The organism is Streptomyces sp. NPDC028368, assembly GCF_055565615.1.
Map to the genome: position 1 here is coordinate 482,205 of NZ_JBVHTY010000001.1, position 24,560 is coordinate 506,764.

Below are 24,560 nucleotides of genomic sequence, written 5' to 3' on the forward strand. Positions count from 1 at the left end.
AGGGCAGACCAGGCGCGCACGCCATGCGTCTGCCCGCGGACCGGTGCGGGCACGGCCCTGCTGTTGCTTCCGGCCGGTGTGGGCACGGCCGACGGCTCGGCTCAATGGTTCGGGAGTTGAAAGTGTGACGTCAAGAGTCATGCACGACCTGGGGGTTAGCGATGCCGGGTTAACGCGTGTCTTCACATACTGAAGACGGTCGTCGGGTCTTCCGGCCGTCCGGCCGTCCGGCCGCCGTTACGGAGGCCTCCCGTCACCCGTCCTCCGTAACGCCCGACGGCGGCCGCACCGCAGGAAATGCGGGGTATCCGGCCGCCACCTAAGGTGAGCGCACGGCCGCGTTCCGGTGGACATCGGCCGCGGAGGCGCAGCGCACCATGACCAGGCAGAGCGGACCGGCCCCCGACGGCTACGACCCCCGCGCCGACCGGGAGCCGCGGCGCGTCCCCGAGCACGCCTCCGGCGTCTCCCACCAGGAGCCGATCGGTCTGCGCCGGCGGCTGGCGCTCAACCGGATGGGCACCTTCGACTGGGACCTGGACCGCGGGTTCATGGATCTGGACCCCGGGGCGCTGGACGTCTTCGACCTGCGCCCGGACGAATACGACGGCGCGCCGCTGTCACTGGTCTCGCGGGTGCCGCCGGAGGAGGGCATACGGCTGGATGCGGCGCTCTCCCAGGCGCTGCGTGAGGGCACCTCGTCCTACGGCGCCTACTTCCGCGTCCGGTGCCGGGACGGGACGCCGCGCTGGACGCACTCCCAGGGCCGGATCCTGCACGACGAGGACGGGCTGCCGTACCGGATCATCGGCATCGTCCGGGAGGCGTCCGGGGAGCTGGCGGACTCCGCGCTGCTGCGTTCGCTCCGGAAGGAGCGGCAGCGGCAGACCGTGATGGTGCAGCAGGTCACCGCCGAGCTGTCCCGGGCACTGTCGGTCGCGGATGTGACCCGCGTGCTCACCGGCATCGGCGGCGCCCGGCGGTTCGGCGCGGACGGGCTGGTCCTGGGACTGGCCGCGAGCGACCGGTTCGAGGTCATCGCCGCCGCCGGACTCGATGGCGAGGTCCCCGACGGGATGATGAACTCCCGCCTGGACGACACCCTGCCGCTGTCCGACGCGGCGTTCTCGCGGCGGCCCCGTTTCCTGTGCACCCGGGGCGAGCTGGTCGCCCGCTATCCCCTGCTGCGCCCGTACAGCGAAGTCCTCCCGGCGGGCAGTTCGTCCTTCCTGCCGCTGATCGCGCAGGACACCGTCATCGGGGCGCTGGGACTGTTCAACACCGAGCCTGCGGTGCACTCCACGGAGGCCAGGAACCTGGCGCTGGCGCTGGCCGGTGTCGTCGCCCAGTCACTGCAGCGGGCGACGCTCTTCGACCAGGAGCGGGAGTTCGCCACCGGGCTGCAGGCGACGATGCTGCCGCGCCGGGTCCCGCCGATCTCCGGCGGTGAGGTCACCGTCCGCTACCACCCGGCGAGCGTCGGACGGGACGTCGGCGGCGACTGGTACGACGTGATCGCGCTGCCCCAGGGACGGACCGGCCTGGTGGTGGGTGATGTGCAGGGCCACGACACCCATGCGGCCGCCGTGATGGGCCAGTTGCGGATCGCGTTGCGCGCCTACGCCGCCGAGGGGCACTCGCCGGAGACCGTGCTGGTGCGGGCCTCCCGCTTTCTGGCCGAGCTGGAGACCGAGCGGTTCGCGACGTGTACGTACGTCCAGGCCGATCTGGAGTCCGGGACGCTGTATGTGGCCACGGCCGGTCACCTCGGGCCGCTGATCAGCGACAGTGCCCGGCACATCGACCGGCCGGAGGTCCGCGGCGGGCTGCCGCTGGGCCTGGCCACCGCCTTCGGGCACGACCACTTCCCCGAGACCCAGCTGTTCCTGGAACCGGGCTCCACGCTGCTGCTGTGCACCGACGGCCTGGTCGAACAGCGGGACCGAGACATCTCGGCGGGAATGGACGCGCTGTCCGCGGCATTCCGCGCCGGGCCCAGGGAGCTGGAGGCGCTCGCCGACCAGCTCTCGGCCCATCTGTGGGCCGAACCGGGCTCGGACGACGACATGGCCCTTCTGCTGCTGCGCCGGCTGCCGCACCCGGGGGCCGCCGCCACGCCGCGGCTGCGGCTGCATGTCCATCAGGCCGACCCGTCGGGCACCGCGGAGGTCCGCTCTGCGCTGCGGCGCACGCTGGGCCAGTGGCGGGCGGGCGAGGTCACCCACAACGTCGAGGTCGCCGCCTCGGAGCTGATCACCAATGCGCTGACGCACACCGAGAGCGGTGCGCTGGTCTCCGTGGAACTGGTGCCCGGTGCCCCGCGGCGGATCCGCCTGGAGGTCGAGGACCGCTCCAGTTCCTGGCCGCGCCGCCGCAGCCCCGGCGAGACCGCCACCTCCGGCCGCGGGCTGATGCTGGTCGAGGCCCTGGCGGACCGCTGGGGCGCGGAGCCGCGTGGCTCCGGTAAGGCACTGTGGTGCGAGTTCGTGGTGCCGGAGATGCCGGACGTGCCGGACGCGCCGATGGGGGTGCGGTGAATTCCCTTACGGGAGCGTGCAGCTGACGGGCATTCAGCTGCGGGGCGAGGGAGAATCGGAAGGTAGCCGAGCCGACCAACCTGGCCGTTGGCCAGCTCGACCTGACCGGCAACGTACACCCTGACGCCGACCTCGAAAACCGCTCCGGCGCACGCGCCCATCGGGGCGCGGCACAGGGCGTAAAAGAGCGATTCAGCGGCGCCGGTCCCGCACCCTCACCTTCGAACTCTTCGCAGCCCTCTGGGCGGCCTCCCGCTCACCCTTCCGGCCCGTACCACAACGTCGTCATATTGCAGAACTCCCGGATGCCGTGGCCGGAGAGCTCCCGGCCGTAGCCGGAGCGCTTGGCGCCGCCGAAGGGCAGGCCCGGGTGGGAGGCGGTCATGCCGTTGAAGAAGACGCCGCCGGCCTGCAAGTCCCTTGCCAGGCGCTCCTGCTCGTCCGGGTCGCGGGTCCAGGCGTTGGAACTGAGCCCGAACGGTGAGTCGTTGGCGACCGCCACCGCCTCGTCCAGGTCCGCGACGCGGTAGAGCGTGGCGACCGGGCCGAACGCCTCCTCGTGGTGGATGCGCATCTGTGGGGTGATGCCGGAGAGCACCGTCGGCTCGTAGAACCAGCCCGCGGGATGCTCGGGCGGGCGGCGGCCGCCGCACAGGGCGGTGGCGCCCTGGTGGACCGCGTCGTCGACCAGTTCCTCCACGTCGGAGCGGCCCTGCTCGCTGGCCAGCGGGCCGACGTCGGTGTTCTCGTCCATCGGGTCGCCGACGGTCAGGGCGGCCATCCGTTCGGTGAAGCGGGCGGCGAAGGCGTCGTAGACATCGGTATGGACGATGAACCGCTTGGCCGCGATACAGGACTGCCCGTTGTTCTGGACGCGTGCGGTGACGGCGGTGGCGGCGGCCTTCTCCAGGTCGGCCGAGGGCATGACGACGTAGGGGTCGCTGCCGCCCAGTTCCAGGACGGTCTTCTTGATCTCGTCGCCGGCGATGGCGGCGACCGAGCGGCCGGCGGGCTCGCTGCCGGTCAGCGTGGCGGCGGCGATCCGCGGGTCGCGCAGGATGTCCTCGACGGCGCCGGAGCCGATCAGCAGGGTCTGGAAGCAGCCTTCCGGGAAGCCCGCCCGGCGGAAGAGCTCCTCGATGTAGAGCGCGGTCTGCGGGACGTTCGAGGCGTGCTTGAGAAGGCCGGTGTTGCCCGCCATCAGGGCGGGGGCGGCGAACCGTACGACCTGCCAGAGCGGGAAGTTCCAGGGCATCACCGCGAGCACGGTGCCGATCGGGCGGTAGCGGACCACGGCGCGGGCCGCGCCGGAGTCGGCCACATCGGCGGGGTCGGGGTGCTCATCGGCGAGGAGATCCTCGGCGTGGTGGGCGTACCAGCGCATGGTCTTGGCGCATTTCGCGGCCTCGGCGCGCGCCTGGGCGAGCGGTTTGCCCATCTCGGTGGTCATGGTGCGGGCGATGGATTCCCGGTCGGCGTCGAGCATGTCGGCGGCCGCGAGCAGCAGCTCGCAGCGGTAGGCGAAGCTCGTGGTCCGGTGCCCCTGATAGGCCCGCTCGGCGCGGACCAGGCGGTCTTCGATCTCGCCCGGGTTGAGCGCGTCGAAGGTCTTGAGGGTTTCGCCGGTGGCCGGGTTGACCGTGGCGATGGCCATGATCAGCACCTCCCTTGAGAGAGCGGTGAGGGGGCGGGGGACGGCTCCGGGACCGGGTCGGGGTCCGGTCCGGGCGGACGCGGCACCGGCCCTGGGTCCGGCGGTACGGGGTCGGGCGGCGGGGGCGGCGCCGGCGGCCCGGGAAGCGGATCCGGGACGGGGCCGGGAGAGGGACCACCGGGGTCCGGGGGCGGCACGGGCTGGGGATCGCGGTCGAGCGTGCGGTCACTGCGCGTAAGCGGTTGCCGCTGCACTGGGGGCCTCCAGAATGAGACGTCTAGTGGCACATTGGCCCCCGTACCCGAGTTTCGCCCGTTCAAGGCCCCCGCGCACCATGGATTGCCGCCGGATGAGATCGCGGACGGAGCCGGATGGGCCCCCGGCCGGGCGGATGTGACCTGTTTGGGCGGCGCCCGGTCTCCGTGGCGCGTCCTACATTGCCGCCATGGCCATGACGACCCGTAGCCGTAGCCTGATCCGCAACCGCAACCGCAACCGCAACCGCAACCGCAACCGCAGCCGTGCCCGTACGCGCATCGCCCTGGCATCGGCGGTCTGCGCGACGCTGCTGCTCGCCCTCGCCGCCCCCGCCTCGGCCGCCCCCGCCCGCGAGGGCCGCATCCCCCTCCCCTACCTGATGGCCGACACCGGAGGCGGTGACCAGCTGATCACCGCCCGCGCGCCCACCGCGAGCGCCACAACCGGGACCGTGACGTGGTGGCAGCGGCACAACGGCCGCTGGCGGGAGATCGGTTCGGCGCCCGCCCGCTTCGGATCCGGCGGCCTGACCGAGGGCAGCACCCGCGAGCAGGGCACCTCGACCACCCCCACCGGGCTGTACGACCTGCCGTACGGCTTCGGGAACGACCCGGCCCCGCCCGGCACCGCGGCCCCCTACCGCCGGGTCACCCCGGACTCCTGGTGGTGCGAGGACAACGCCTCGGCCTCCTACAACCGCTGGGTGGAGCCGCTGCCCGGGGACTGCGCGGCCACCGAGTCGGAGCGGCTGGCGGACTATCCGGTCCAGTACAGCCGGGCGCTGGTCATCGGGTTCAACTACCGCCGCCCGGTGCACGGCCGCGGCGCCGGGATCTTCCTGCATGTCAACGGGAAGGGCGCGACGGCCGGTTGTGTGTCCGTACCGGCCGGGGCGATGGCGCGGATCCTGGCCTGGGTGCGGCCGTCCGAGGAGCCGCATATCGCCATCGGGACGGCGTACGGACCGACGGCGATCACCCGCTACTGACCGCCTCCGACGCCGGCGGGAAGTGGCAGGCCACCCGGTGGCCGGGCGTGTACGGCTCGGCCACTGGGGGCTCGGTGGTGGCGCACAGCCCGGTGGCGGCCGGGCAGCGGGTGCGGAAGCGGCAGCCGGAGGGCGGCGCGGCGGCCGACGGGGCCTCGCCGCCCACCGGGGTGCCGGCCGGGACGGCGTCCGGGTCCGGCGCGTTGACGGTGTCCAGCAGCCCTCGGGTGTAGGGGTGCAGCGGCCGGGTGAGGACGCGGTCGGCGGGGCCGGTCTCGACCAGCTTGCCGAGGTACATCACCCCGACCGTGTCCGCGAGGTGCCGTACCACCGCCAGGTCGTGCGAGATGAAGAGATAGGTGAGCCCCTTCTCCCGCTGCAGATCGCGCATGAGGTTGAGGATCTGGGCCTGTACGGACACGTCGAGGGCGGAGACCGGTTCGTCGGCGACGACGAGCGACGGCGCCAGGGCGAGGGCGCGGGCCAGGCCGAGGCGCTGGCGCTGGCCGCCGGAGAACTCGTGCGGATAGCGGTTCACCGCGCCCCGCGGCAGCCCGACGTCGTCCAGCAGCTCCGCGATCCGCCGCCGCTGTGCCGCTCTGTCGCCGATCCCCTGGATGACCAGGGGTTCCCGCAATACGGCACCGACCCGCATTCGGGGGTCCATGGCGGCGTACGAGTCCTGGAACATCAGCTGGACGTCGCGGCGGTGGGCGCGCAGCTCGCGCGGGGTCAGGGTGCTGATGTCGCGGCCGTCGAAGCGGACGGTGCCCTCGGTGGGCGCCTCGAGACCGACGGCCAGCCGGCCGAGGGTGGACTTGCCGGAGCCGGACTCCCCCACGACGCCGAAGGTCTCGCCGCGCCGTACGGTGAGCGAGATGCCGGCCACCGCGCTGATCTCGGCGGCGCGCCTGCGGCGGGCGAAGGGGCCGCCGTGCAGGGGGTAGGACTTGGCGATGCCGGAGAGACGCAGCAGGGGTTCTTCGGTACGGGCCGCGGATGCGGCGGGCGCGGCGGGGGTCCGCCCGGCCGGCGGCCGGGGGAGGTGCTCGGCGGCCGGGTCCGTACCGGCGGCGGCCGGGCCGGCGGGGTGGAAGCAGGCGAAGGCATGGTCGCCGTCCGGGAGAGCCGGCTCGGTGGTGCGGCAGACGTCGGTGGCGAAGCCGCAGCGCGGCGCGAAGCGGCAGCCGGCCGGGCGGGTGACCAGGGACGGCGGCAGGCCGGGGATGGTGGCGAGCGGCCGGTCGGCGTCGGCGCCGGCGGCCGCACGCGGCGGCAGCCGGGGGAATTCGGGGAGGGCGGCGAGCAGGGCCTGGGTGTAGCGGTGCCGCGGGGTGGCGAACAGGGCCCGTACGGGGGCGCGTTCGGCGATCCGGCCGCCGTACATCACCGCGACCCGGTCGACCCGGCGGGCGATCACGCCGAGGTCGTGGGTGACCAGGATCAGGGCCATGCCCAGGCGGGCGCGCAGCTCGTCGATGAGTTCCAGGATCTGGTGCTGGGTGGTGACGTCGAGGGCGGTGGTCGGCTCGTCGGCGATCAGCAGCCGGGGCTCGCAGATCAGCGCCATGGCGATCGCGACGCGCTGCCGCATCCCGCCGCTGAGCTGGTGCGGGTAGGTCCTCATCCGCTCGGCGGGGCGCGGCATACCGACCAGCCCCAGCATCTCCTCGGCCCTGGCCCAGGCCTCCGCCTTGGTCACGTCCCGGTGCAGCAGAAGGGGTTCGGCCACCTGGGTGCCGAGGGTGAGGGTGGGGTTGAGGGAGGTCAGCGGGTCCTGGAAGACCATGCCGATGGTGTTGCCGCGGATGTCGCGCAGTACGGGTTCCGGGGCGGCGGCCAGGTCCGTGAGCCCGGCCGCGACCCCGCGTGGGCCGTCGAGGAGGATCCGGCCGCCGGTGATCCGACCGCCGGGCGGGAGCAGGCCCAGGACGGACAGCGCGGTCATGGTCTTGCCGCAGCCGGATTCGCCGACGATGCCGAGCGCTTCGCCGGGTGCGAGGTCGAGGTCGATGCCGTCGAGGGCGTGGACGGTGCGGCCGCGGCCGGCGATCTCGACATGCAGGTCTTCGATCCGCAGGAGCGGGCCGGCCGCGGAGTGTGCGTCGGTCATCAGGAGCGAGTCGGTCATGGGGTCGGTCCTCGCGTCGGTTCGTGGAGTCGGTCCGTCAGTGCTTCTGGAGCCGTACGTCGAAGGCGTCCCGCAGTCCGTCCCCGATGAAGTTGAACGCGGCGACGACCAGCACGATCGCGAGGCCCGGCGGGAAGATCAGCCACCAGTAGCCGACCTGGGTGTAGGTGAGGCCGGCGGAGAGCATCGAGCCCCAGTCTGCGGCGGGCGGCGGGATCGACAGGCCGAGGAAGGACAGATAGGCGACGTAGAGGATGGCGTCGGCGATCTGGAAGGTGGCGTTGACGATGACGGTGCCGATGGCGTTGGGGACGATGTGCCGAAAGACCGCCCGGACCCCACCGCCGCCCATCAGCCGCATCGCATGGATGTAGTCCCGGCCGCGCAGTGCCAGCGCCTCGCCGCGGATGAGCCGGGCCGGGGAGAGCCAGGCGACGGAGGCGATGACGAGGATCAGGACGGGCTTGCTGGGCGTGATGATGGCGGCGACCACGACGAGCAGGAAGAGGGCCGGGATGGCGAGCGCGGCATCGGTCACCCGCATCATCGTGGCGTCCACCCAGCCGCCGAAGTAGCCGGCGACCGCCCCGTACACCGTCCCGAAGAGGGTGGCCAGCAGGCCTGCGGCCAGGCCGACTTCGAGGGAGGTGCGGCCGCCGTACATCAGCCGTCCCAGCAGGTCGTAGCCGAGGTCGGTGGTGCCGAGCGGGTGGCCGGCGCCGGGGGCGCGGTTGGCCTGGGAGAGGTCGGTGTGGATCTGGTCGGTGGGGTGGATCAGCGGCCCGAGGAAGCAGAGGACGAGCAGGGCGAGCAGCAGCAGGGCGCCGGTGAGGGCGAGCTTGTTGCGGGCGAAGACGGCGAGGGTACGGCGGGCCGGGCCCGGGGTGGCGAGGGCCGCCTCCGGCCGGTTGGCGTCGAGGGCGGTGGTCGTCACGTCACGCTCCTGATGCGCGGGTCGAGGACGGCGTAGGCGATATCGGTGATCAGGGAGCCGAGGACGGTGGCGGTGCCGACGACGAGGGTGACGCCGAGCAGGACGGGGAAGTCCGAGCCCTGGGCCGCGTTCCAGAACAGCAGCCCCATTCCTGGGTAGTTGAACATCGACTCGACGACGAGGGTGCCGCTGAAGAGGGTGGGCAGGTAGAGGCCGAGGAGGGTGGCCAGCGGGATGAGGGCGTTGCGCAGGACGTGCCGGGCCATGATGCGGGAGGGCGACTGGCCCTTGGCGCGTGCGGTGCGGACGTACTCCTCGCCGAGGTTGTCGAGGACGGCGGAGCGCATATAGCGGCTGAAGGCGGCGACGATTCCGAGCGCGGTGGTCACGACCGGGAGCACGAGTCCCGGCGGATCGGCGAGGATCCCGCCGACGGTGTCGGCCTGGGGCGCCTCGGCGGGGAAGAGCTGAAGCTGCTGGCTGAAGAGAAGGATGAGGACCAGGCCGAGAAAGAACACCGGGGTGGCGTAGGCGAGGAAGGCCGCGCCGGTCAGCAGGTAGTCGGCGGCCCGGCCCCGGCGTACGGCCTGCAGGATGCCCAGCGGGATGGCAAGGGCCGCGGCCAGGACGAGGGAGAGGCCCGCCAGCAGGGCGGTCCTGGGCAGCCGCTCGGCGAGCAGCGAGGCGACGGTCTGGTTGAGCTTGTACGACTCGCCGAGGTCCCCGGTGAGCAGCCGCCCGAGGTACATGACGTACTGCTGCGGCAGCGAACGGTCGTATCCCTGCTGGTGGTTGAAGTGCGCGATGGCCTGGGGAGTGGCCTGGACCCCGAGGATGGCGCGGGCCGGGCCGCCGGGGAGCAGATGCAGCAGGACGAAGACGATGACGGACACCAGCAGCAGCACGACGAGGGCCTGCGCGATGCGCTTGACCAGGAAGCGGATCATTTACCGGCGCCGCCCTTCGTCACGAGCCTGCTTCACGAAGTACCAGTCCTGCGGGGCGAGCGTGAGGGTCGGGTTCTGGTCGACGCCGCGCAGGTCGTTGCGGATGACGGAGACCTGGTAGGCGGGGTTGGGGGTCCACAGCACCGGGAGCCGGCGGGCGACCTCGCGGCCGTAGTCGCGCAGCGCGGCCGGGGTGTCGGAGTACTCGGTGGCCCGGATGAGCCGGTCGGTGCGCGGGTCCGACCAATTACCCATGTTGGAGGGTGCGTTGCTCGCGAAGATTTTCTCTCCGCTGGGGTCGGGCGGGAAGTACCAGCTGCCCTGGGTGCCGAAGAAGCCGAGCTGCCACTGTGCGCAGAGGGGTTCGGTGGTCTTGCAGGGAACGGTGGTCCCCAGGACGGTGTTCAGCGGCTGCTGCCGGATGTCGAGGGTGACGCCCGCCTTGCCGAACTCGGACTTGATGGCCTGCATGGTGTTGGAGGTCTCGGTCGAGCCGGACTGGGAGAGCAGCGAGAGCCGCAGTTCCTGGCCGTCCTTGACGCCCGCGCCGCACTGCCGCGCGCCCTCCCCCGGCCGTACGCAGCGCAGCGCCCCGCCCCGGCCGGCCCAGCCGTGCCCGGCGAGCAGCGCCCGCGCCTTGTCCGGGTCGTACGGATAGGGGTCGCCGCCCAGGAGGCTCGCGGGGACCGGGCCGAGGGTGGGGGCGGCGCTGCCGTGCCAGATCACCTGGGAAATCGTCTTCTGGTCGATCAGATGCTGGAGCGCCTGGCGCAGATAGGGCCGGCGCAGCAGCGGTCCGGCCGTGGGGTGGTGGTAGTTGAGGACGATGTAGGTGATCGCCCACCCTTCCCAAGGGTCGATGCGATATCCCATCTTTGTGAATTTCGCGGCCTGGGCCATGACGGAGGGCGGGATATAGCCGTAGTCGACGCCGCCGGCCCGCAGCACGTTGAATTCGGAGTCGGCGGTGGTGAAGGGCTTGAGGATCACACGGTCGAGATGGGGCCGGTCGGGGCCGCGGTATTTCTTGTTGGGGACCAGCGACACCTGTCCCGAGGTGGTCCATTTCTCCACCGTCCAGGGCCCGTTGACGGTTTTCCACAGCGGATCGGTCGCGAACCCCGAGAACCGCTTGGCGTGTCGCATCAGCCGGGCGAACGCCTTCTTCGGGTCCTCATGGTCCGGGTTCCAGGCGTGTACGGGCAGCGCGACGGCGTCCTGGAGTTCGTTGGCGGTGAACCACGCCGGGTTGTAGCCGCGGTCCAGCCGAAGCCGGAAAGTGCGGTCGTCGACGACCTCGAAGGCCTTGACGTCGTCCGGCATCAGCCCCGGCGAATAGCCCGCCCATTCCTGCTTGTTGTGCCGGATCAGGTCGAACCAGAACTTCACATCGCGGGTGGTGACGGGCTTTCCGTCGGACCAGACGCGGCCTTTCTTCAGGGTGATGGTGACGGTTTTGTTGCCGTCGCTGTAGCGGGGCGGTTCGGCGAGGCCGTGCGGGGAGTCCGTGGTCAGCGCGTCGCCCTTCGGTTCGGGCGTGAACAGCGGCACGTACAGCAGGTTCTGGATGGCGCTGTTGTAGCCGGCCAGATATCCGGGGGCGCCGATCGGGAAGATCCAGTTGGGTGCGGAGGCGGGCGGCAGGGCCATGGTGACGGTGCCGCCCTCGACGGGGGTACCGCCGGTGGGACCCACACGGGTGACAACGTTGCCACGCGGCCCGCAGCCGACCAGTGCGAGCGCGCCGGACAGGATCACGGCCGCCATGCGCCCCAGAGGCCCGCGTACTCGTCTGCTGCGCACGCCCATGCCGCCTCCGGGGATCGACCGGTCGAAGAATGCGAGCAAAGTACGGATGGCCACGAAAGGAAGTCAAGACCTTGGCGAAGCCGGGCGAACTGAGGTCTACTGTCGGCGAGTTGCCCGTAAGGCTTACTTCGCCTACCGAAGAAAGTTCCCCAGGTCCCGCACGAAAGGCGCCACGTCATGGCACCGGACGAGCATTCCGGCTCCGCCGCGCACGTCCTCGAACTCGTCGCCAACGGCTCCGCCTCCTCCCGCGCCGATCTCGTCCGGGAGTTGGGCCTCGCCGCCTCCACCGTCTCCACCCGCGTCCAGGAACTGGTCGACGCCGGTCTGCTGACCGAGTCCGGCGAAGGCGCCTCGCGCGGCGGCCGGCGCCCCCGGCTGCTGCGTGTCGCCGACCACGGGGCGGTGGCGCTCGCCGCAGACCTGGGCAGCCATCACATCCGCACCGGCGCGGTCGGACTGACCGGCACCGCCTGCGACATCGAGGAGTACGCCTTCGACCTGACCGCCGGGCCCGGCCCCGCCCTGGATGTCCTGGCCGAGCGGCTGACGGCGCTGGCCGAGCGGCAGCGCGCGGCCGGGCGGACGGTACGCGGTGCGGGCATCGGCTTCCCCGGCCCGGTGGACACCGTCAGCGGGCGGATCATCGCGCCCTCCCGGATGCCGGGCTGGCATCTCTTCGCCCTCCGCGACCGGCTCGCCGAACGGCTGGGCCTGCCGGTCCTGCTCGACAACGACGCCAATGTGCTGGCGCTGGGCGAGCACCGCGCCACGCACCCGGCGCTGCGCCATCTCGTCGTCGTCAAGGCGGGCCGCGGTATCGGCTCCGGCATCATCAGCGACGGCCGGCTCTACCGCGGGGCGCGCGGCTCGGCCGGTGACATCAGCCATGTACGGGTCGGCGCGGCCGCCGAACGGCCCTGCTCCTGCGGCAACATCGGCTGCCTGGAGACCGTGGCGAGCGGCGCCGCGATCGCCGCCGCGCTGCGCGAGCGGGGCCTGGCCGCCGACTCCACCACCGACATCCTGCACCTGGTCGAGAACGGCGAACCGCACGCCACCACCCTCGTCCGGCAAGCCGGCCGGGACATCGGCGCCGTACTGGCCGTCGTCGTGAACTTCTTCAACCCCGAGGCGGTGATCCTGGGCGGCGCGCTCTCCGGCGCCGAACCGCTCGTCGCCGCGGTCCGCGGGATGCTCTACGAACGCTGCCTGCCGATGGCGACCGGCGAACTCACCATCAAGGCCGCCGTCTGCGGCCCGGACGCGGGCCTGCTCGGCGCGGGCCACGCCGCACTGCGCGACCTCACCCTCGCCCCGTACGGAAAGTGAGTCCCCATGCCCACTCCCACCGGCCGTCGTCTGCGGATCGGCATCGGCGGTATGGCCATCGAGTCCAGCCAGTTCTGCCCGCACCGCTCGACGTACGACGACTTCCGCGTCACCCGCGGCGAGGCGCTGCTGGGCCGCTACACCTGGACCCGGCCGGACGCCGATCCGGCGGCACGCGTCGAGTGGGTGCCGCTGGTGCATGCCGTGTCGCTGCCCGGCGGCCCCGTCGAGCGCGGCACCTACGACCGCATCAAGGGTGAACTGACCGACCGCATAAGGGAATCGGGGCCGCTGGATGGCCTGGTCTACGACATTCACGGCGCGATGAGCGTGGTCGGACTCGAGGACGCGGAGGCCGATCTGACCGACGCGGTACGGGCCGCGACCGGACCGGACACGCTGATCTCGGCGGCCATGGACCTGCACGGCAATGTCTCGCGCCGCTTCGCCGAACGCCTCGATCTGCTCACCGCACACCGCCTGGCCCCGCACGAGGACGCCTGGCAGACGCGCGAGAGGGCCGCCCGCAAGCTCGTGGAACGGCTGGAGTCGGGGAGGGGGCGGCCGTATCGCGCGTGGGTGCAGATCCCGGTGCTGCTCCCGGGCGAGAAGACCAGTACCCGACTGGAGCCCGCCAAGTCCCTTTACGGACAGCTGAGTTCGGTGGAGGCGCGGGAGGGAATCGTCGACGCGTCGATCTGGGTGGGCTATGCCTGGGCCGATGAGGAGCGGTGCCGGGCCGCCGTCGTGATCACCGCCGACGATCCCGAACTCGCCCTCAGCCAGGCGCAGTTGCTGGCCCGTCAATACTGGGACGCACGCCGCGATTTCGTCTTCGTCGGGCCGACCGGCGACGCCGACGACTGCATCGCCCGCGCCGTCGCCTCTCCCGCCCGCCCCTTCCTGATCAGCGACTCCGGCGACAACCCGACCGCGGGCGGCGCCGGGGATCTGCCGTACATGCTCGGCCGTCTGCTGGCCCACGAGGACCTGGCCAACGGCCGGGTCACCGCCCTGCACCCCGGCATCACCGACCCGAAGGCCGTCGCCGCCTGCTTCGCCGCGGGGGTGGGCGCCGAGGTCACACTCCGTGTCGGCGGCGAGGTCAGCGCGGGAACCGGTCCGCACGCCCAGCCGTACGAACTGACCGGCACGGTCACCGCGCTGGAGGAGCCGCCCGCCCCCCACTCCGGTGCGCCGCGCGGCAATCCGGCCTATGACGGGGGCGGGCGGACCGCGGCCGTCACCCGCGGCGGGGTGACGGTGGTGCTCACCGAACGCCGCAAACCGTTCCACACCCGCGCGGACTTCGGCACACTGGACCCGCTCGCGTACGACCTGGTGGTCGTCAAGATCGGCTACCTGGAGCCCGAGCTGTACGCCATGGCCGCGGACTGGCTGCTCGCGCTCACCCCCGGCGGCGTGGACCAGGACCTGCTGCGACTGGGCCACCACAAGGTGCGGCGACCGCTCTACCCGTTCGACGACGAGGGGTTCGAGGACCCGGACCTTGCGGCGGTGCTGCTCCAGGGGGTGGGGGAACGGATCCCCTAGGGCCTGTCCGGAGGTTCAGGCCTCGGGGTGGACCAGGTGTCCGGTGGGACAGGTCCCGGTCGACGAGCCCCCGGTCGACCAGGCCCCACCGCACGGCTACGGCTGTGGGTCGCGGGCGTCGTAGCGGGCGAAGGCGCGGCGGCCGAGACCCAGGGCGGTGACCACCACGACGCAGGCGAGGCCGCCGCCGATCACCGCGAGGGCCGGTGAGGTCAGATCGGCCACCGAACCGGCGAGGAAGTCGCCGAGGCGCGGGCCGCCGGCGACCACCACGATGAAGACGCCCTGGAGGCGGCCGCGCATCGCGTCCGGTGTCGCGGCCTGGAGCATGGTGCTGCGGAACACCATCGAGATGGTGTCCGCGCAGCCCGCGACGGCCAGGAAGAACAGGCCGAGCCACAGGTGCCGGGAGAGCCCGAAGCAGGCGATCGCCGCGCCCCAGGCGGCGACCGCGACGAGGATGGCCAGGCCGTGGCGACGGATCCTGCCGAGCCAGCCGGAGAACAGTCCGCCCAGTACGGCGCCGACCGCGGGCGCGGCGACCAGCAGGCCGACGGTCTTGGCGTCCCCGGCGAACCAGAGCACCGCGATCGCGGGGAACAGGGCGCGCGGCTGGGCGAGCACCATCGCCGCCATATCGGAGAAGAACGTCATGCGGAGGTTGGGGCGGGTGGCGAGGAAGCGGAGGCCGTCGAGGACGGAGGCGCGGCGGCGGGGGCCGTCGCCCTGGTCGGGGCGCATGGCCGGCAGTCGCCACATCGCGTACAGGGAGCCGCTGAAGGCCGCCACGTCGATGAGGTACGCCGCCTGGTAGCCCCACAGGCCGACGATCACGCCGCCCAGCATCGGCCCGCCCATCAGACCGAGGTTGCTGGTCAGCGAGTTGAGGGCGTTGGCGGCAGGCAGCTGCTCGGTGGGCAGCAGCCGGGGGATCATCGAGGAGCGGGCCGGGGAGTTCATCGCGAAGCAGACGGCCTGGAGGGCGACGACGGTGTAGAGCAGCCAGACCCGGTGGTAGCCGGCCAGTGCCGCGGCGGCCAGCGCGATGGACATCACGGTCGCGCCGGTCGCGCTGAACAGGCCGAGTTTGCGGCGGTCGACGGTGTCGGCGATGGCGCCGCCGTAGAGCCCGAAGACGACCAGGGGTATCAGGGAGCACAGCCCCACCAGGCCGACCGAGAAGGTGGATTTGGTGATGGCGTAGACCTGGAGGGAGACCGCGAGGGCGGTCATCTGCTGGCCCATCCAGGAGACGGTGTTGCCACACCACAGGCGGCGGTAGTCCGGAGAGGTACGCAGGGGGGTCAGGTCGGCGAATATCCGGGAGCGCAGGGGTATTTCACCCTTTTCCGGGCTTGGACGGGACGTCTCGCCGGAGGTCGTTGTAGGGGCCACGCGGCGCAGTAAAGCACGCTGCGGGGGCGCGGCCGACGGCAGGGCGGGAAGAGGCGCTCGTGCGGTGCGCCCCTTACGCGGCCGGCCCTTCCGCGGTGAACCGGTTCGCCGGGAGGCCGTACACCCTGCGGGCGTTGTCCGCCGCGATCATCGCGCCCACCCGCCGGGCGTCGTCCGCCGACCAGGCCCCGGAGGAGGTCCAGTCGCCGAGTACGGACGCGAGCGCGGTGCGGAAGAGCGCGCTGCCGACCAGATAGAGCTCCGGGAGGCCGTAGGCGTCGGTGGAGAAGAGCAGCTTTCCGAAGGGGGCGAGCTCCAGGAATTCGGCGAGGACGGCGGGGACGCAGGGGCCGATGTGGGTCAGGGTGAGCCCGATGTCGGCGTAGACGTGCGGGAAGACGCTCGCCAGGTAGCCGGCCTGGCGGTGGTACGGGTAGCAGTGCAGCAGTACCAGGTCGGTGCCGGTGTCGGCGGTGGCCCGGACAAGGTCGGTGAGCAGTGCCGGATCGGACCGGTCGAGGCGCAGGTCGGGGTCGCCGAAGCCGGTGTGCAGCTGGAGGGGACGGCCGGTGGCGATGGCCTGCCAGACGAGATGGCGCAGCAGGACGGGGTCGCTGAGGCGGGGCAGTCCGGCGGCCAGCCAGCCGCGGACGGCGGCGTGCACCTCACCGGGGGCCGGCGGCAGCGGGTCGAGGGCGAGCCCGTGCCGGTAGGCGACGACGGATTTGAAGGCGACGGCGGTGCGGGCCGCGTCCCGGATCGCGGCGTCGAGGGTGTGGATGAACTCGTCGGCGTCCCGTACCCCGATCGCGGTGCGTTCGGCCAGCGCTTCCAGGCGGACGACCTCGTATCCGGTGCCGCGGCCGGCCGTTGCGGTCTCGGCGGGGCCGGTGAGGTCGCCGGGCAGCCCGGTGTCGAGGAGGTAGGCGCCGATGCCGGTGGCGCCCAGCAGCCGGCGGCGGGTCTCGTCCGGGCCGAGGTCGCGGCGGCGGGCCAGATAGTGGTCGGGCGGGCAGTGGGCCGGGAGGTCCAGCAGCGGCGCACACCAGCGGCGGACGGCGAATCCGGTCTGGGTGTCGAAGAAGGTGGTGCCTGCGGCGGGCGGGCGGTCCGATTCGGTGAGATGCGAGGCGAACGTCCCGGGGTCCGGTTCGTGCCGGAGCACTCCGTGGCAGTGGTGGTCCACCAGCGGCGGCAGGCCGTCGTCCGGGCCGGGGAGGGGCCCCGGGGCGTTCGCGGTCATCACCAGCGCCAGCGGGTCGCGGCGGCGAGCTCCTCGGCGTCGACCTCGGCGAACCGCGCCTCCTCGGCCCGCCGCACGGCGAGCACCGCGCCGTGCAGCACCGCGCCCATCGCCTCGGACAGCAGGGCCGACTTCTCGAACCGGTCGGCGGCCTCGGTGAGGGTGGCGGGCAGCCGGACGATGCCGCGCCGGGCCCGCTCACGGACGCCGAGGGTGCCGGGGTCGTCGGTCTCCGGCGCCGGGAGCTGCGCTCCGGTCTCGATGCCGTGCAGGCCGGCCGCGATGACGGAGCCGACGACGAGGTAGGGGTTGGCGGCGGCGTCGAAGGGTTTGATCTCGGCGCTGCCGCCGTCCGGGTCGTCGGGGGCGCCGGGGATCAGCCGCAGCGCCGCCTCCCGGTTCTCGACGCCCCAGCACTGGTAGACGCCGGCCCATTGGGAGGGCTGCAGCCGCAGATAGCTGGCGGGCGAGGGGCAGCCGACGGCCAGGAGGGCGGGCAGGGCGCCGAGGATGCCGCCGAGGAAGGCCACCGCTTCGGGGGCCAGGCCCCATTCGGCGTCCGGGGTGCGGTGCAGGCTCTTGCCGTCGCGGTTCAGGCTGAGGTGGAGGTGGCAGCCGTTGCCGACCTGTCCGGCGACGACGGTCGGGGCGAAGGAGGCGCGCAGGCCGTGCCGGGCGGAGACGGCGCGGACGGTCTCGCGGACCAGAACGACGTCGTCGGCGGCGCGGACGGGGTCGCCGGGGGCGCAGCTCACCTCGAACTGGCCGGGCGAGTACTCGGGGTGGATCTGGAAGACCTCGACGCCCTGGACGGTCAGCGCTTCGCTGACGTCGCGGAGGTAGTCGGACAGTTCGACGATGCGGGTCATGCCGTACGCGGGGCCGGAGCAGGGGTGGTCGAGCGGTGCGTACGCGTCGTCCCGGGCGGGGTCGTGGCCCGCCGGTGCGCGGGTGACCACCCATTCGGTTTCGAAGCCCATCCGCAGGTCGAGGCCGGCGGCCGTGGCGCGGTCGGCCATGGTGCGGGCGAACTGGCGCTGGCAGGCGGGGTGGGGCTGCCCCTGCTGGTCGTAGCGGTCCGCCGGGGCCCAGGCCCAGCCGGGCTGTGCGGCAAGGACGGTGACCCGGTCGAGGTCGGGGAAGAGCCGCAGGTCGCCGGTGGGGCCGCCGAGGTGTGCAGATTCAGTGATGGCGTCCTCGGAGGTGAAGACGTCGAAGACCGGCGCCATGCCGACGCCGCGCTGCGCGGCATGGGCCAACCGCGCGGCGGGAATGGCCTTGACGCGCGCGATGCCCGCATTGTCCACCCAGGTCACTGCGACATTCCGGACGCCTTCCGCGTCCAGCTGCGCCGTCAACTGACGGGCGTCCCCCCGGCCTTCCGCAGGCGATCCCATAAGCCGTCCTACCGTCCTCACTTGGCCGTGCCGATTCCCGGCACCTGGTACCGCCGGTGCCGGTCCGGCTCAGCGCCTTCCCGGTCAGGGGCAGTTGAACTCGCACCATACGCACTTTCCGGTGCCACGCGGTTCCACACCCCAGACATCTGCCAGCCGGTCCACCAACAGCAGGCCGCGCCCGGAGACGCCGGCCTCGCCCGGTTCGCGGCGCCGGGGCAGGCTACTGGAGTGGTCCTCGACCTCCAGCCGCAGCCGCCGCATGGCGCTGTGCGGCATCCGGATGTTGACGATCGCCTCGCCGTCGGTGTGCAGCAGGGCGTTGGTGATCAGCTCGTCGGCGACCAGTTCGATCTCCTCGGAGCGCTCGCGGGCGCCCCAGGCCCGTACGGCGGCGCGGATCATGTGCCGGGCGGCGGACAGCGCGTCGGGGTCGGCGGGCGCGATGTGCTGCCGGAACCGGCCGACGGTGTCGTGCTCGGGGGCACCGAGGCGGCGCAGCAGGAGCAGCGCCATATCGTCCTCGCCGGTCCCCCCGTCCACCGCCCGGCAGAGCCGGTCGGCGAGTTGCTGTACGTCCTGCGGGCCTTCCCGGACGTCTCTGGCCAAGTCCCGCATTCCGTCGTCGAGGTCGATGCCGGGCCGCTCCACGAGGCCGTCGGTGCACAGCACCAGGGTGTCGCCGGGGGCGAGATGGACGGTGGTGACGGGGTAGTCGAGCCGTATGAACTCGGAGGCGATGCCGAGCGGCAGCCCGCCGGCCACCGGCAGCCGGCGGCAGATCCCCTCGGCGTGCCGCAGCAGCGGATCGATATGTCCGGCCCGGACGAACCGGGCGGCCCCGGTGCTCAGGTCCGCGTCGACGTAGATGCAGGTGGCGAAGCGGTCGGTGTCGAGTTCGTTGAGGAAGGCGGAGGCGCGGGCCATGACGGTGGCGGGCGCGTGCCCTTCGGCGGCATACGCACGCAGGACGATGCGCAGCTGGCCCATGAGGGCCGCGGCCTGGGTGTCATGCCCCTGGACGTCACCGATGACGGCGGCGACCCGGCCGTTGGGCAGCGGAATCACGTCGTACCAGTCGCCGCCGATGTCGCGGCCCATCCGGGCGGAGCGGTAGCGGACCGCCACCTGGGCGCCGGGCACTCCGGGGATCCGGCGCGGCAGCATCGCCTGTTGGAGGCCCGCGGCGAGGTCGTGCTCCTGGTCGTAGAGCATGGCGCGGGCCAGGCTCTGCGCGATGCTGCTGCCGAGCGCGAGCAGGACGTTGCGCTCCTGGTCGCGGAAGTCGCTCTCCCGCTCGAAGAACAGCCCGATCACGCCGATGGGGCGGCCCTGGGCGATCAGCGGCAGATAGGCGGCGGAGTGGACGTTCAGCGGCTCGATGGCGGGCCACAGCCGGGGGTAGCCGTACTGGAATTCGGCGCGGCTGCACACATAACGCGGAGTGAGGGTGCGTACCACCTCGCTCATCGGGAATTCGTCGCCGATCCGCGTGAACTCGAGATCGGGCACAAAACTTCCCGCTTTGCCCTCCGACACCAGGCGGATACGGCCCGCCTCGACGAGCCCGAGGATGACGTTCTCCGCTCCCAGCCGGCTCAGCCCCTGCTCATCGGCCAGTACGGCGATGACCTCACCGACCGTTCTGGCGTGCGCCAGGGCCGCGGTGGTGCGCTCCACGACGCTGGTGTGCCGCCGCCGCTCCTCATCGACCGCGAGCCGCTCCGCCGCATGGGTGTACTCGTGGCTGGCGTCCCGGACCACCCCGATGATGCGGCGGGGCCTTCCGGTGGGGTCGCGGCGGATGCTGCCCTGGGCGTGCGTCCAGCGCATCTCGCCGTCCCGCAGCCGTACCCGGAAATAGGCGCCGTAGGAGTCACTGCCGTCCTTGAGGGCGCGGGCCACCAGGGCGTCCAGGCGGGCCGCCTCATGGGGCGGTACGCGGCTGCTGAGGCTCCCCGGCCGGTCGTCGTACTCCGCCGGAAGCATGTCGAAGACCTCAAGGGCGGGCGGATCCATGTGCATCAGCCCGCTGTCGAGGTCCCAGTCGAAGCCGCCCATGCCGTTGAGAGCCAGGGTCAGGTCCGGGTGGGCGGGCCAGTCGTCCGGCACCGACACGGTGGGGCGCTTTGCTCCCCGGTCAGCCATGTCGTCACTTTCCCACATTCCCGCCCTTTTCGGCTGCCCCAGATGATGCGGCCGCCACCTGCTCACCACCCCTGACTCACGCATCAGTCGCCCCACAACACCGCCCGCCCCTCCCCTTCCTAAGCGGCCTTCCCCCTTCTCCCGCCACCCCGACCGTTGCGATTACCTCAACGCACTGTTACGGTCCCCGACCATGAAGGAAGACGCCGGAGACCCCGGAACCCGGGTCGCCGATGACGACGGGGACGTCACGGACCGTGTCCGTCAGGTGATCGACCGCCTCGGCTGCAGCCACCGGGAATTCGCCCGCCGCATCGTGATGGACCCCTCGAAGCTCTCCAGGTCACTGGGCGGCACCCGGCGCCTGACGCTCGCCGAGATAGTGCGGATCGCCGATATCGGCGGGGTGGACACCGGCTGGCTGCTCGGCGCACCGGAGCGCCCGGCGCCGTCGCCCGGCCGCGAACCGGTGCCGGTCCCCGAGGGCGGCCGGCCGCTGCAGATCGTGCGGGAGACCGTGCGGCTGATCGCCGAGCACGGCTTCCACGGCGTACGGGTCGCCGATATCGCCGCCGCCTGCGGGACGAGCACCGCTGCCGTGCACTACCACTTCCCCGGCCGCGACGAGCTGCTCGAGGCGGCCGTGCGCTGGTGCATGGACGAGGACACCGACCGCCGCGCCGCGGGCCTGGCCGAGGCCGCCGACGCCCGCGCGGAGCTGCTGCATCTGATCGCGCTGCAGACCCCGCGCACCGAACAGCAGCGCCGGCAGTGGCTGGTCTGGCTCGACCTGTGGGCCCAGGCCGCCCGCTCCACCGCCGTCGGCCGGCTGCACGAGCACTACTACCGGCAGTGGCGCACCACCGTCGCCGACGTCCTGCGGCGGGGCATCGGCCAGGGCGTCTTCCGCACCGTCGATCCCGAATTCACCGCACTCCGCCTGACCGCGCTGATCGACGGCCTGGCCACCCAGGTACTGGCCACCGCGCCGGACAGCACCTCCCCCGACACCATGCAGGCCGCGCTCCTCGCGTTCGTGGAGAGCGAGCTCACGGCGGGCTGAGGCGACCGGCGCCACCGGCACGCCCGCCGCCGCACGCCCGCCGCCGGCCGCCCGCCTTCACCGATACACCCATCGGCTTCCCCACACGCCCATCGGCTTCACCAGTACGCCCACCGAAGGGAACCCCCGTGAACAACGAGGTCATCATCACCTGCGCGCTCACCGGCGCGGGAGACACCGTCCGCCGCTCCCCGCACGTCCCGGTGACGCCCGAGCAGATCGCCACGTCGGCCGTCGAGGCGGCGTCCGCGGGCGCCGCGGTGGTGCACATCCACGTACGCGACCCCGAAACCGGCGATCCGTCGCGCGACCCGCGCCTGTATGCCGAGGTCGTGGACCGCATCAGGCAGACCGGCACCGACGTCGTCATCAACCTGACCGCCGGCATGGGCGGCGATCTGGTCATCGATCCGGACGCGCCGCTCACGCAGCTGCCCGGCACCGACCTGGTCGGCGGCCTCGAACGCCTCCCCCACGTCGAGGAACTCCTCCCCGACATCTGCACCCTGGACTGCGGCTCGCTCAACTTCGGCGACGGATCCAACCTCTACGTCTCCACCCCCGACATGCTGCGGGCCGGCGCCAAGCGCATCCAGGAGCTGGGCGTACGCCCGGAGTTGGAGATCTTCGACACCGGCCAGCTGTGGTTCGCCAAGCAGCTGCTGACCGAGGGACTGCTGGACGACCCGACCATCTTCCAGCTGTGCATGGGCATCCCGTGGGGCGCACCGGCCGACCCCGGCGTACTGCAGTCGATGGTGAACATGCTGCCCGAGGGCGCCCAGTGGGCCAGCTTCGCGCTCGGCCGGATGCAGATGCCGTGGGTCGCCCAGTCGATCCTGCTCGGCGGCAATGTCCGGGTCGGCCTGGAGGACAACCTCTACCTCAGCAAGGGCGTCAAGGCCACCAACGGCCAGCTGGTCGAACGTGCCGTCCAGATCACCGAGTTGCTGGGCGCGTCGGTCGCGACGCCGGACCGGGCGCGGGCCCGACTGGGCCTGAAGCCGCGCGCGTAAGCCCCACCGCCGTCCCTTCCCCCACTCCCTCTTGGAGCCGCTCCCCCATGCCCGAAAACACCCCTGCAGCCATCCCTGCACCCACCCCCGACATCTCCCTGGCAGCCACCCCTGGCACCACTCCCGCCCCCTGCGCCCCCGAGGAGGTGCGCCGCGTCGCCTGCATAGGCGCCGGTGTGATCGGCGGCGGCTGGGTCGCCCATTTCCTGGCCCGCGGCTACGACGTCACCGCCTGGGACCCGGCCGACGACGCGGCGGACAAGCTCCGTCGCCTGGTCGCCGCCGCCTGGCCCGCCCTGGAGCAGATGGGCCTGGCCGAGGGCGCCTCCCGGGACCGCCTGACGGTCGCCCCCACCCTCGCGGAAGCGGTCGCCGAAGCCGACTTCGTCCAGGAGAGCGCCCCGGAGAAGCTGGAGCTGAAGCGCTCGCTGCTGGCCGAGCTGGCGGCGGCGGCCCGCCCCGGCGTGGTCATCGCCTCCTCCACCTCCGGCTACCCGATGACCGATATGCAGCCCGACGACGGGGCAGCCGCCGCCCCCGGACGCCTCGTCGTCGGCCACCCCTTCAACCCGCCGTACCTGATCCCGCTGGTCGAGGTCGTCGGCGGCAAGAGGACCGACGCGGACGCGGTGGAGTGGGCCTCCCGCTTCTACGACGTGGCCGGCAAGTCCGTCATCACCATGGACCGCGAACTCCCCGGCTTCATCGCCAACCGCCTCCAGGAGGCGCTGTGGCGCGAGGCGCTGCACATGGTCGCCAACGGTGAGGCCTCGGTCGAGGACATCGACGCCTCGATAACCGAGGGGCCGGGCCTGCGCTGGGCCTTCATGGGCCCCTGCCTGACCTTCGCGCTGGCCGGTGGCGAGGGCGGCATGGCCCATATGCTCGATCACTTCGGCCCGTCCCTGAAGTCCCCCTGGACCCGGCTGGAGGCGCCGGAGCTGGACCGTGAGCTGCGGGATGCGATGGTCGACGGCTGCGCGGAGGCCGCGGGCGGGCGTACGTACGCGGATCTGGTGGCCGAACGGGACCAGGGCGTGATCGATGTGCTGCGGGCGACCGGGCGGCTGGGGGACACGAAGCGATGAGCGCCGCTCTCCCGCTGTACCGGCAGGCCGTCCAGGACGACTGGATCGACTACAACGGCCACCTCAGCGAGGCCTATTACGTCCTGGTCTTCGGCTTCGCCACGGACGCGCTGATGGATGCGGTGGGCCTGGACGCCGGCTACCGCAAGCGGTCGGGCTGCTCCCTCTATACGGCCGAGGCGCACGTCCGCTACCTCCACGAGGTCGCGCGCGACAGCCAACTCGCCATCCGTACAACGGTGTTGGGGGCGGCAGCGAAGAAGGTCCGGTTCCTGCACGAGATGTACGTATGCGAGGCCTCGTCCGGCGAACCGATCGGGGATGCGGTGGCGACGGAGGAGCTGTTCACGCTGCACGTCGACCAGGAGGCGGGGCGGGCCACGGCGCTGCCGGATGCCACCCTCGCGTACCTGAGCGGCCTGGCCGGTGCGGCGCCGGAGTGGGCGGGCCGCGGAATCCGAGAGGTCTGAGGCCCGTCGCCCCGACCCTTGACACCCTCCGCGCCGCCCTCGCCCGCGTCCCGCTCCTCCATTCCGCGCCGGAGGGCCCGTAACCCCGCACAGTGCGACCCTTGGCAGGACAGCCCATCCGCTCACCGACGACGGGACGCCACCATGACCACCACCCGCGGCCACCACATCGAGGTCACCCAGGGCACCGACCATGTCCGCGTCGAAATCAACGGCCTGCTCCTGGCCGACACCCACCGCCCGCTCCTCCTGGCCGAAACCGGCTACCCGGTGCGCTACTACCTCCCGCCCGAGGACGTCCGCACCGACCTCCTCACCCCCTCCGACACCCACACCGTCTGCCCCTTCAAGGGCACCGCCTCCTACTGGTCACTTCCCGGTGGCCCGGAGGACATCGTGTGGGCCTACCCTGAGCCGCGCCCGGATGTGGCGCAGATCAAGGACCATCTCTGCTTCTACGAGGTCGAGTTGGGCTGACGCGCGAGGGATCCGAACACACAGTAGGAAAGTTTCCTAACAATTCTTCTCCGCCTCCTTGACGCGTACATGGCCGCCCGTCAGGATTCCTCGGGACGGCTCCCCCACGCCGACTCAGG

At 72.3% G+C, this 24,560-nt stretch carries 18 protein-coding genes; 9 read left to right on the forward strand and 9 right to left on the reverse strand.

Going from position 1 to position 24,560, the window contains the following annotated elements:
- The first annotated feature begins 377 nt into the window (after positions 1-377).
- Positions 378-2,537 (forward strand): SpoIIE family protein phosphatase, encoded by a 2,160-nt coding sequence (locus tag ACZ4S3_RS02140; RefSeq protein ID WP_467924634.1) that lies wholly within the window; start codon positions 378-380, stop codon positions 2,535-2,537.
- A 256-nt stretch (positions 2,538-2,793) separates the two neighbouring features.
- Here the strand turns inward: ACZ4S3_RS02140 and ACZ4S3_RS02145 are convergent, their stop codons facing one another.
- Positions 2,794-4,191: an NADP-dependent succinic semialdehyde dehydrogenase gene (locus tag ACZ4S3_RS02145; protein ID WP_467924636.1), complete on the reverse strand. Its 1,398-nt coding sequence runs from the start codon at positions 4,189-4,191 to the stop codon at positions 2,794-2,796.
- Positions 4,192-4,636: 445 nt separating this feature from the next.
- Between ACZ4S3_RS02145 and ACZ4S3_RS02150 the strand changes: the two genes are divergently transcribed.
- Positions 4,637-5,437: a L,D-transpeptidase family protein gene (locus ACZ4S3_RS02150; RefSeq protein WP_467924638.1), complete on the forward strand. Its 801-nt coding sequence runs from the start codon at positions 4,637-4,639 to the stop codon at positions 5,435-5,437.
- Here ACZ4S3_RS02150 and ACZ4S3_RS02155 read toward each other — a convergent pair.
- From ACZ4S3_RS02155 to ACZ4S3_RS02170, 4 genes are read right to left on the reverse strand one after another with little or no spacing between them, the layout of a single operon-like run.
- Positions 5,424-7,568, reverse strand: a complete 2,145-nt coding sequence (locus tag ACZ4S3_RS02155) for a dipeptide ABC transporter ATP-binding protein (protein ID WP_467924640.1) — start codon at positions 7,566-7,568, stop codon at positions 5,424-5,426. The two genes, ACZ4S3_RS02150 and ACZ4S3_RS02155, sit on opposite strands and share 14 nt — an antisense overlap.
- Before the next feature lie 37 nt (positions 7,569-7,605).
- A complete protein-coding gene (locus ACZ4S3_RS02160; RefSeq protein ID WP_467924642.1) occupies positions 7,606-8,502 on the reverse strand; it encodes an ABC transporter permease in 897 nt (298 codons plus the stop codon).
- On the reverse strand, positions 8,499-9,449 hold the full coding sequence (locus ACZ4S3_RS02165) for an ABC transporter permease (RefSeq protein ID WP_467924644.1): 951 nt from the start codon (positions 9,447-9,449) through the stop codon (positions 8,499-8,501). The genes ACZ4S3_RS02160 and ACZ4S3_RS02165 overlap by 4 nt, the downstream gene beginning before the upstream one ends.
- Positions 9,450-11,216 carry a peptide ABC transporter substrate-binding protein gene (locus ACZ4S3_RS02170; protein WP_467924646.1) on the reverse strand — a complete coding sequence of 589 codons (1,767 nt, stop codon included), beginning with the start codon at positions 11,214-11,216 and terminating at the stop codon, positions 9,450-9,452. It lies immediately after the preceding gene.
- 219 nt (positions 11,217-11,435) lie between these two features.
- Between ACZ4S3_RS02170 and ACZ4S3_RS02175 the strand changes: the two genes are divergently transcribed.
- Both ACZ4S3_RS02175 and ACZ4S3_RS02180 read left to right on the forward strand, forming a co-directional pair.
- On the forward strand, positions 11,436-12,590 hold the full coding sequence (locus tag ACZ4S3_RS02175) for an ROK family protein (protein WP_467924648.1): 1,155 nt from the start codon (positions 11,436-11,438) through the stop codon (positions 12,588-12,590).
- A gap of 6 nt (positions 12,591-12,596) precedes the next feature.
- A complete protein-coding gene (locus ACZ4S3_RS02180) occupies positions 12,597-14,144 on the forward strand; it encodes a M81 family metallopeptidase (protein ID WP_467924650.1) in 1,548 nt (515 codons plus the stop codon).
- Between the two features lie 96 nt (positions 14,145-14,240).
- Here the strand turns inward: ACZ4S3_RS02180 and ACZ4S3_RS02185 are convergent, their stop codons facing one another.
- The 4 genes from ACZ4S3_RS02185 to ACZ4S3_RS02200 all read right to left on the reverse strand — a co-directional run bounded on the left by ACZ4S3_RS02185 (position 14,241) and on the right by ACZ4S3_RS02200 (position 20,327).
- A complete protein-coding gene (locus tag ACZ4S3_RS02185; RefSeq protein ID WP_467924652.1) occupies positions 14,241-15,539 on the reverse strand; it encodes an MFS transporter in 1,299 nt (432 codons plus the stop codon).
- Between the two features lie 73 nt (positions 15,540-15,612).
- On the reverse strand, positions 15,613-16,782 hold the full coding sequence (locus tag ACZ4S3_RS02190; RefSeq protein WP_467924654.1) for an amidohydrolase family protein: 1,170 nt from the start codon (positions 16,780-16,782) through the stop codon (positions 15,613-15,615).
- Positions 16,782-18,179 (reverse strand): glutamine synthetase family protein, encoded by a 1,398-nt coding sequence (locus ACZ4S3_RS02195; RefSeq protein ID WP_467924656.1) that lies wholly within the window; start codon positions 18,177-18,179, stop codon positions 16,782-16,784. Before ACZ4S3_RS02195 ends, ACZ4S3_RS02190 begins: the two co-directional genes overlap by 1 nt.
- An 84-nt stretch (positions 18,180-18,263) precedes the next feature.
- Positions 18,264-20,327, reverse strand: coding sequence for a SpoIIE family protein phosphatase (locus tag ACZ4S3_RS02200; RefSeq protein WP_467924658.1), 2,064 nt, complete (start codon positions 20,325-20,327; stop codon positions 18,264-18,266).
- Between the two features lie 193 nt (positions 20,328-20,520).
- Between ACZ4S3_RS02200 and ACZ4S3_RS02205 the strand changes: the two genes are divergently transcribed.
- The 5 genes from ACZ4S3_RS02205 to ACZ4S3_RS02225 all read left to right on the forward strand — a co-directional run bounded on the left by ACZ4S3_RS02205 (position 20,521) and on the right by ACZ4S3_RS02225 (position 24,441).
- Positions 20,521-21,390 (forward strand): TetR/AcrR family transcriptional regulator, encoded by an 870-nt coding sequence (locus ACZ4S3_RS02205; protein ID WP_467924660.1) that lies wholly within the window; start codon positions 20,521-20,523, stop codon positions 21,388-21,390.
- Positions 21,391-21,518: 128 nt separating this feature from the next.
- Positions 21,519-22,406, forward strand: a complete 888-nt coding sequence (locus ACZ4S3_RS02210) for a beta-keto acid cleavage family enzyme (protein ID WP_467924662.1) — start codon at positions 21,519-21,521, stop codon at positions 22,404-22,406.
- Between the two features lie 47 nt (positions 22,407-22,453).
- Entirely contained in the window at positions 22,454-23,494 is a 1,041-nt protein-coding gene (locus ACZ4S3_RS02215; protein WP_467924664.1) for a 3-hydroxyacyl-CoA dehydrogenase NAD-binding domain-containing protein, read from the forward strand.
- The gene (locus ACZ4S3_RS02220; RefSeq protein ID WP_467924666.1) at positions 23,491-23,964 is read left to right on the forward strand and encodes a thioesterase family protein; all 474 of its coding nucleotides are present in this window, start codon (positions 23,491-23,493) and stop codon (positions 23,962-23,964) included. Before ACZ4S3_RS02215 ends, ACZ4S3_RS02220 begins: the two co-directional genes overlap by 4 nt.
- Positions 23,965-24,108: 144 nt before the next feature.
- On the forward strand, positions 24,109-24,441 hold the full coding sequence (locus tag ACZ4S3_RS02225) for a DUF427 domain-containing protein (RefSeq protein WP_467924669.1): 333 nt from the start codon (positions 24,109-24,111) through the stop codon (positions 24,439-24,441).
- Positions 24,442-24,560: the final 119 nt, after the last annotated feature.